The sequence below is a fragment of the Rhizobacter sp. genome (assembly GCF_031412075.1).
Classification (GTDB): domain Bacteria; phylum Pseudomonadota; class Gammaproteobacteria; order Burkholderiales; family Burkholderiaceae_C; genus Rhizobacter.
The window spans coordinates 1-8440 of record NZ_JANOCG010000050.1 but is presented as its reverse complement, the minus strand read 5'-3'; the positions used below and the strand labels follow the sequence as shown (position 1 = coordinate 8440).

At 65.9% G+C, this 8440-nt stretch carries 6 protein-coding genes; 2 read left to right on the top strand and 4 right to left on the bottom strand.

What is annotated here, in order from left to right:
• Positions 1-83: 83 nt before the first annotated feature.
• From RMO40_RS01845 to RMO40_RS01835, 3 genes are read right to left on the bottom strand one after another with little or no spacing between them, the layout of a single operon-like run.
• Entirely contained in the window at positions 84-1292 is a 1209-nt protein-coding gene (locus RMO40_RS01845; protein ID WP_489660089.1) for an ABC transporter substrate-binding protein, read from the bottom strand.
• Between the two features lie 27 nt (positions 1293-1319).
• Entirely contained in the window at positions 1320-2024 is a 705-nt protein-coding gene (locus tag RMO40_RS01840) for an ATP-binding cassette domain-containing protein (protein ID WP_309715474.1), read from the bottom strand.
• 2 nt (positions 2025-2026) lie between these two features.
• On the bottom strand, positions 2027-2800 hold the full coding sequence (locus tag RMO40_RS01835; RefSeq protein WP_309715476.1) for an ATP-binding cassette domain-containing protein: 774 nt from the start codon (positions 2798-2800) through the stop codon (positions 2027-2029).
• A 197-nt stretch (positions 2801-2997) separates the two neighbouring features.
• Here RMO40_RS01835 and RMO40_RS01830 point away from each other — a divergent pair, with 197 nt between their 5' ends.
• Positions 2998-3567: a LuxR C-terminal-related transcriptional regulator gene (locus RMO40_RS01830; protein ID WP_309715473.1), complete on the top strand. Its 570-nt coding sequence runs from the start codon at positions 2998-3000 to the stop codon at positions 3565-3567.
• Positions 3568-4394: 827 nt separating this feature from the next.
• Here RMO40_RS01830 and RMO40_RS01825 read toward each other — a convergent pair.
• Positions 4395-6593 (bottom strand): 3-hydroxybutyrate oligomer hydrolase family protein, encoded by a 2199-nt coding sequence (locus RMO40_RS01825; RefSeq protein ID WP_309715471.1) that lies wholly within the window; start codon positions 6591-6593, stop codon positions 4395-4397.
• A 212-nt stretch (positions 6594-6805) separates the two neighbouring features.
• Here RMO40_RS01825 and RMO40_RS01820 point away from each other — a divergent pair, with 212 nt between their 5' ends.
• Positions 6806-7954, top strand: a complete 1149-nt coding sequence (locus RMO40_RS01820) for an ABC transporter substrate-binding protein (protein WP_309715470.1) — start codon at positions 6806-6808, stop codon at positions 7952-7954.
• Positions 7955-8440 lie beyond the last annotated feature (486 nt).

Sequence of the window (8440 nt, the reverse complement as noted above, 5' to 3'; positions counted from 1 at the left end):
AAGGGCCCTTCGACGGGCTCAGGGCAGGCTTCGACAGGCTCAGCCCGAACGGGGGTCGGGCTGGGGCGAACGGACTTTTCACATCACTTCCAGAGCGCGCACTTGGACTCGGCCTTGGTCGTCCAAGCCGCATCCCCCTTGATCGTGTCGACCACGTTGTAGTAGTACCACGGCTCCTTCGACTGCGCCGGTGTCTTGACCTGCATCAGGTACATGTCGTGCACCATGCGGCCGTCTTCGCGGATGCGCCCGCCCTTGGCGAACACGTCGTTGATGGGGGTCTTGCGCATGTGGGCGAGCACCTTGTCGGCGTCGTCGGTGCCCACGGCCTTCACGGCGTTCAGGTACTGCAGCGCAGCCGAGTAGTCGGCGGCCTGGATCGACGACGGCATGCGCTTGAACTTGTCGAAGAACTTGCGGCTCCAGGCGCGTGTCTCGGCGTTCTGGTTCCAGTACCAGCTGTCGGTGAGGTACATGCCTTGGGCTGTCTTCAGGCCGAGCGAGTGCACGTCGTTGATGAACATCAACAGGCCGGCGAGCTTCATCGTCTTGGTGACGCCGAATTCGTTGGCCGCCTTCACCGCGTTGATCATGTCGCCGCCCGCATTGGCCAGGCCCAGGATCTCGGCCTTGCTCGACTGCGCCTGCAGCAGGAACGACGAGAAGTCGCTCGCCGCCAGCGGGTGGCGCACCGAGCCCACCACGGTGCCGCCGGCGGCCTTGACCACCGTCGAGGTGTCGGTCTGCAGCGCCGAGCCGAAGGCGTAGTCGGCGGTCAGGAAGTACCAGTTCTTGCCGCCCGATTTGACGACCGCGCCGCCGGTGCCCTTGGCCAGGGCCACGGTGTCGTAGGCCCAGTGCACGGTGTAGGGTGTGCAGCGTTCGTTGGTCAGCGCCGAAGCGGCTGCGCCGATGGCGATGAAGGGCTTCTTCCTCTCGGCGGCGAGGCCGGCCATCGCGAGGCTGGTGCCGGAGTTGGTGCCGCCGATGAGCAGGTCGAGGCCCTGCTGGTCGAACCACTCGCGGGCCTTGGCGCTGGCGATGTCGGCCTTGTTCTGGTGGTCGGCCACCAGCACCTCGATCTTCTTGCCGTTGATGGCGCCGCCGAACTCGGCCACGGCCATGCGGATCATCTCGGCGCCGGCCGGCCCGTCGATGTCGGAGTACAGGCCCGAGATGTCGGTGATGAAGCCGATGCGGATCACGTCACCAGAGACCTGCGCCTGCGCCAGGGGCGCGGCACACACGAGGCCGCAGGCTGCGGCGAGGGTTTTGAGTTTCGAGAATTTCAAGGCAGGGGTTCCTTCAGTTTTGTTGACCTAGACGCCAAGGGTTTCGTGCAACTGATCCAGCATGGAAGGCAGCTGGGATTGGGTGAACTGTTGGGTGACGGTGCCGTGCTCCATCACCAGAAAGCGGTCGGCCAGCGGCGCGGCGAAGCGGAAGTTCTGCTCCACCATCAGGATCGTGTAGCCGCGCGAGCGCAGCATCGCCACCATCTCGGCCAGCTTCTGCACGATCACCGGCGCCAGGCCTTCGGAGATCTCGTCGAGCAAGAGCAGCTTGGCGCCGGTGCGCAGGATGCGCGCGACCGCCAGCATCTGCTGCTCACCACCCGACAGGCGCGTGCCCTGGCTGTGCCGGCGCTCCTGCAGGTTGGGGAAGAGCGCGTAGATCTCGGCGATCGACATGCCCGCGGGCATCAGCGAAGGCGGCAGCAGCAGGTTCTCTTCGGCGGAGAGGCTCGAGAAGATGCCGCGCTCTTCGGGGCAGTAGCCGATGCCGAGGCGGGCGATGCGGTGCGTGGGCATGGCGATGGTCTCTTGCCCGCGCACGCGGATCGAGCCGGAGCGCTTGCCGACCAGGCCCATGATGGCGCGCATGGTGCTCGTGCGGCCCGCGCCATTGCGACCGAGCAGCGTGACGACCTCGCCTTCGTCGACGTGGAAGTCGACGCCGTGCAGCACATGCGATTCGCCGTACCAGGCGTGCAGGCCGCGCACTTCGAGAAATGGTGTCGACATGATCAGTGCGCTCCCTGCAGTTCGACATTCGCCGAGCCCATGTAGGCCTCGATCACCGCCGGGTTCTTCGAGACCTCGGCATACGGCCCTTCGGCCAGCGTGGCGCCACGTTGCAGCACGGTGATGGTGTCGGCGATGCTCGACACCACGCTCATGTTGTGCTCGACCATCAGCACGGTGCGGCCCACCGACACCCGCTTGATGAGCTGGCGGATGCGGTCCACGTCTTCGCTGCCCATGCCCTGGGTGGGCTCGTCGAGCAGCATCAGCTCGGGGTCCATCGCAAGCGTGGTGGCGATCTCCAGAGCCCGCTTGCGGCCATAGGCCAGCTCGACCGTGGGCAGGTGGGCGTACGACGCGAGATCCACTTCGCGCAGCAGCTCCAGGGCGCGTGCGTTCAGGCGGTCGAGCGAGCGCTCCGACTTCCAGAAGTGAAACGAGGTCGGCAGCTTGCGTTGCAGCGCCACACGCACGTTCTCCAGCACCGACAAGTGCGGGAACACGGCCGAGATCTGGAACGAGCGGATGATGCCGCGCTCGGCGAAGCGCGCCGGGCTGTCACGCGTGATCTCGACACCGTTGAACAGAATCTGCCCGGCGGTGGGCGTGAGGAACTTGGTCAACAGGTTGAAGCAAGTGGTCTTGCCCGCACCGTTGGGCCCGATGAGCGCATGGATGCTGCCGCGGCGCACGCGCAGGTCGACACGATCGACGGCGACGAAGCCCTTGAACTCCTTGCTCAAGCGTTTGGTTTCGAGAATGCAATCCACTGACAGTTGCTCCTGTGCGAGAGGCGGCAGTGTCGAGATTGCGATGCAGCGTCGCAAGGCGCAGGAGTACGCTAGGGTTGACCCGCACGCGCGCATGCGGTCACCCGTGAGATTTGTCGTGCTTGTGCCGTTCAGGCGATTTGCTTAAGTACTCGCGGCAGTTGCAGAGTGCCAGCGCGCCGCTATCCTCGCGCCGAAAGCGCATGGACTCACCGATCAACCTCCCCCCCGACGTCAACCTGATGTTGGCGTTCGACATGGCGCCGGTGGGTTTGTGCGTGTCGCGCAACCGGATCATCCAGCGCTGCAACGAGGCTTATGCCTCGATGTTCGGCTACACGCCCGACGAGCTGATCGGCCGCTCGATGAGCGTGCTCTACCCCTCGGAGCACGAGTTCCTGGGCATCGGCGCGCGCGGCCTCGCCGTCATGCGCGACTGCGGCCGCTACGCTGACGAACGCATCATGAAACACCGCGACGGGCGGTTGTTCTGGTGCCACGCCTCGGGGCGCGCACTGGACCGCGACGACCCGTTCTGCTGCGCGGTGTGGATGTTCGAAGACATCTCGGCGCGGCGGCCCATCACCACGGCGCTGACCATTCGCGAGCGCGAGATCGCGCAGCTTCTGATCGAGGGCAAGACCAGCAAGCAGATTGCGCGTGTGCTGGAGGTGAGCCCGCGCACGATCGATGCGCATCGGGTGCGGTTGCTGCGCAAGCTCAAGGTGAGTACGGCGACGGAGATGGTGTCGCGCCTTGCTGGGCTGATGTGACGGCGATGCGTCATTCCCGCGAAGGCGGGAATCCAGGCTGTTCGCACATCACCAACCGTTCGGGCTGAGATATCGAAGCCGTGTGCCTTTGGTGCCGCTTCGCGTTGTTGTTTTTTCCTACTGCGTGAGACCGCGTCGGGATATGCCCCCGACAGGGCAGTAACTTTCTTTTGCTTCGCCAAAAGAAAGTCACCAAAGAAAAGGCGACCCTGCTCGTCGGTCGGTCCTCGGGACCGACTGCTCTGCGCTGCTCGGTCTTTGCAGCCGCGCCGAACTCACTTCGCGGCCTGCGGCCGCTGCGTTCAAACAGGCGGCGCGAAGTCAGTCTTTGATGCGCGCTATCGCGCGCTGCTGCAAAGCCCTGTGCTGCTCGACGACTCACCAAGGGGACCCGAAGAGCAATACGGTCGTTGCTTCGCAACCATCCCGGTCGACGCCTCGCGTCGCATCGGCGCGAGCGCAGCGATGCGCTTCTGGTGTTGTCTCCCCCTTCGGACGAGCTGAGCAGCGCAGGGCTTTGCGGGGCGCGCGCAGCGCGCATCAATAACTGACTTCGGGCGGCTGTTTGAGCGCAGCGCCGGCACGGCGCGTAGCGAGTTCTGCCCGACCCGCAAAGACCGAGCAGCGCAAGGCAGCCCTCGCAACGCGAGGGCCGAGTCGGCAGGGTCGCTTTCTTTGCCCCCTTTCTTTGTCGACACAAAGAAAGGGGGTCGGCCGCCGGGCCGAACTCCCGGCGCGGCCTCACCCAGTGAACAAGAGCCCCAACGCGAAGCGGCACGCCGCATCCAACCATTCTGGATTTCCGCCTCCGCGGGATGACAACCGAGTCAGTTCGGAATCGCGACGCTGGTTCCCATGAAGGTGATCGCATTGCCCGCCCCCGCCGTCGCCGCCATCGGCGGCACATGCGTCGTGGTCAGTGCGGGCGCAGCACCCGGCGTCCCGCCCCGCACCGTAGTCCGCACCACCTGGCTCTCAGGCAGTGCCGTGCCGAGCGTCAGCCGCGCATGCATCGCGTTCATGCCGTGGATGAAGTAGACGTGCAGCGGCACGAAGCGCGTGTCGAAGCCGGAGAACGGGATGAAGGCGTCGAAGTGCTGCGCGTTCTCCACCTCGATGTAGCGCAGCTGGCTCGCGCTGCCTTCGACCAGTCGGTTGTAGGCGGTGTACGCCCGCTCCGAGTGGTTGATCGGCAGCAAGGCATCGCTGCGACCGGCCAGCATCAGCGTCGGTTTGCCGCGCAGGTTGCCGTTCAGCAAAACCTCGCTGATGCCGGTGCGCACCGCCTGGCTTTGCGCGAGCGTCGGTGTCGAGACCGTGCTCAGGGCTGCACCGGTGACCGTGTCCACACCGGTCACCAGCGCCCGAGCGCACAGCGCGGCGTCGAGCGCGAAGTCGGCCATGTGCGTTGACGGCGAGACCGCAAACGCCCACGACTTGGCGCCACCTTCGGAGTTGTTGTAGACCACGCTGGCCGGTGTGCCGTTGGCCGTGCCGTTGGCGAGTGCGAAGCTCGCGGCCTTGGTGGTGGCGCTCACCGCGACCACGTCACCGGTGCCGTTGACCTGCGCGAAGCTGGTGCCGCACTGGTTGTCGGTGAGCGAGAAGCGGCCGTAGCCGGTGGTGTACATCGCCGCGATGATCGGCCCGTTGCCCAGGCCGAAGTGGGCGTTGTGCATGGTGTCGTTCTCGGCGGTGTAGCCATGGGCGCGCAGCTTGGCGAGGGCGTCGGTGGCCTGGTCGGCCGTCGTCGCGCCGCTCACCAGGCCCTTGGCCGCGAGTGCGGTGCAGCGGTTGGTGGCGCGCGCATTCATGCCGACCAGGCTCATGTAGTTGTAGACCGAGACCTCGGCCATCTGCGCGGCCGGCGCGAGCGCGGCGCAGGGCTGGAAGATGTTGGCGTAGGTGAAGTAGTCGGCGAGCGACCTGCCGTAGCTCGCCACCGGCGCGCCCGCAAAGTTGACGCCGTAGCCGGCGGTGGTGCTCGGCTGCGCGCTGGGCTCGGCGGCCACCACGCCGTCGATCAGGCCTTCGCTGTCTTGTTCGGCTGCACGCAACACCGCAGCAGCGCCGTTGGACACCGAGCCCGCGATCACCAGCGTGTTGGCCGCCGTGAAGCGCACGAGCTTGCCATTGCCATAGGGCGAGTTGTCGGCGTACTCCTGGTTCAGCGCGTAGAGCGTGTAGCGGATGGCCGTGAGCGTGTCGGTGCCCCAGTCCTTCTCGGGGTTGATCTGCGAGTGCACCTGCTTGAGTGCGAGGCGGTTGGGGAAGGCGGTGTTGAAGGCGCTGCGCGCGGCATCGGTGATGGCTGCTGCAAAGTGCGAGAGCGTGCCGGCGGCCGCGCGCGTGGCGCGTGTGCCGTCGATGCGGTTGACGCTGTCGTCGGTGGGGTCATACAGGCCCACGCCCTTGCCGGCGTCGGTGAGCGCGACCGCGCAGCCCTTCTTCAGGCCCCACTCGGCCGCCGACGCGAGTGCGCCGTAAACACCGCGCGAGCCCGACGAGGGGCCGGCCACGATGCAGGGCGCGTTGGGGTTGAAGCTTGCCGGCACCTGCACGGCGATGGTGACTTGTTTGCGGCCCGTGCCGTCGTCGAGCACGGCCAGGTATTCGCGGCCGGGGATCAGGCCTTCACCCAGGGTGTCGCCGCCGGCGAGGTCGATGTTGGGCCCGTACAGGCGGCCGTAGCCACCGTTGGCGCTGGAGTCGACCAGGCCGCGGTAGTTGGCGTAGAGCGCGTTGCGCCGCAGCTCGGCGGCCGTCGGGTTGGCGGGGTCGGCATAGGTGGGCGCCACCGCGCTGCCGATGCCGGTGCGGCCGAGCCCGCCGGTCAGCAGGTCTTGTGTGGCGGCGGTGCTGCCACTGCCCACGGTGGTGGCGTTGTAGCTGGTCACGCTGACGGTGCTCACGCCGCTGGGCAAGGTGGCCACGTCGGGCTTGTCGGCGGAGCCGCAGGCGCTCAGGCCGGCAGCGCTCAAGGTGAGCATTGCGACACGCAATGCGGGCTTCTTGTTTGATTTCATCGAGAGGTCTCCTCGTGGGGTGGGCGAGCGTCGCAATGTAGAAGTGACGCCCCGAGCCGAGCAGTCGTACAACTACATCAGTACCAGTCGTTAGGTAGTTCAGCGCAAGGAGCAACCCCTAGGTAGATGCACCGCCATCGAAGGCCCCGTGGTGTCGCGCGACTGCGCCACCTAGCATGCGGCTCACATTCAGTAACACGATGGGATCGCGCATGCTCAGCCGTTTGATCAAGAGAAGTTTTTGCATCGGTTGGGTTGCTTGCGTGGTGGTGGGCTTGTGCGCTCCGGCTCTGGCGCAAGACACGCTGACCATTGGCCAGGTGGCTCCGCTGTCGGGTGTGCTCGCGAGCACCGGCAAGCAGATGGTGTTGGGTGGCCAGGTCTACTTCGACGCGGTCAACGACCGGGGCGGCGTGAACGGCGCGAAGATCCGCACGCTGGTGCTCGACGACGCCTACAAGGTCGACGAAACCGTGCGCCTCACCAAGGAGCTGGTGGCCAAGCCCGAGGTGCTGGCCTTGTTCGGCTTTGCCGGCAGCGCCAACGTGGGCAAGCTGCTGGAAGACAAGGTGCTGGCCGATGCCGGCATTGCGCTGGTGGCGCCCTATACCGGTGGTGAGTTGCTGCGCACGCCGTTCAACCCCTGGATCTTTCACGTGCGCGCTGGTTACGCCGACGAAGCCGAGCACATGATCAAGCAGCTCAACACGCAGGGCATTGCCCGCATTGCCTTGCTGTACCAGAACGACGCCTTCGGCAAATCGGGCCTCGCCGGTGTCGAATCGGCGCTGCAGCGGCGCGGCCAGAAGCTGGTGGCGTCGGCCAGTTACGAGCGCAACACCACCGAGGTGGAAGGCGCGGTCAAGCTGATCCGCGCGGCGGCGCCGCAGGCGGTGATCATGGTGGCGGTCAACAAACCCGCGGCGGCGTTTGCCAAGCAGTACCGCGAATCCGGTGGTGGCGGGCAGCTGTTCAACATCTCGGTGGTCGACCCGGCCGAGCTCGTGAAGCTGGGTGGCCTCGAGAACGTGCGCGGCCTGGGCATCAGCCAGGTCGTGCCTTACCCGTACCAGCGCTCGCTGCCGGTGGTGCGCGAGTTCCACGAGATGATGAAGAAGTACGCACCGAAGGAAGAGGTGAACTACACCAACTTCGAGGAGTACCTCGGCGCCAAGGTGCTGGTCGAGGCGCTGCGCCGCGCGGGGCCGAAGCCTACACGTGCGCGCGTCATCAGCGCGCTGGAGTCGTTGAGCAACTACGACCTGGGTGGGGTGCGCATGAGCTTCGGGCCGAAGGAGCGGGTGGGGTCGCGCTTTGTGGAGGTGACGGTGATCAACAGTCAGGGGAAGTTGTTGAAGTAGGTTGCGCTACGCGTGTTATTTCTTCCCACTGAGTGAGACCGCGTCGGGAAGTCGTCCCGACAGCCGACCTACTTGTTCTTTGCTTCGCCAAAGAAAAGTAGGCAAAAGAAACCGAAGGTTCGGCGAAGCCAAAGGCGACCCTGCGCGTCGGTCGGCCTATGGCCGACTGCTCTGCGCTGCTCGGTCTTTGCAGCACGCGCAGAGCTCGCTACGCGGCCTTTGGCCGCTGCGCTCAAACAGCCGCGCGAAGTCAGAGGTGGAGGCGCGCTGACGCGCGCTGCTGCAAAGCCCTGCGCTGCTCGACGACTCGCCAAGGGGACCCGAGAGCAATACGGTCGTTGCTTCGCAACATCCCTGTCTACGCCTCGATTCGCAGCGGCGCGAACTAAGTGATGCGCCGCCGGCTGGTGTTGTCTCCCCCTTCGGACGAGCTGAGCAGCGCAGGGCTTTGCGGGAGCGCGCGTAGCGCGCATCAATAAACTAACT

Coding starts and splice junctions, on each gene's coding strand:
- RMO40_RS01825 (WP_309715471.1), bottom strand. CDS start 6,593: ATGAAATCAAACAAGAAGCCCGCATTGCGTGTCGCAATGCTCACCTTG.
- RMO40_RS01820 (WP_309715470.1), top strand. CDS start 6,806: ATGCTCAGCCGTTTGATCAAGAGAAGTTTTTGCATCGGTTGGGTTGCT.
- RMO40_RS01840 (WP_309715474.1), bottom strand. CDS start 2,024: ATGTCGACACCATTTCTCGAAGTGCGCGGCCTGCACGCCTGGTACGGC.
- RMO40_RS01830 (WP_309715473.1), top strand. CDS start 2,998: ATGGACTCACCGATCAACCTCCCCCCCGACGTCAACCTGATGTTGGCG.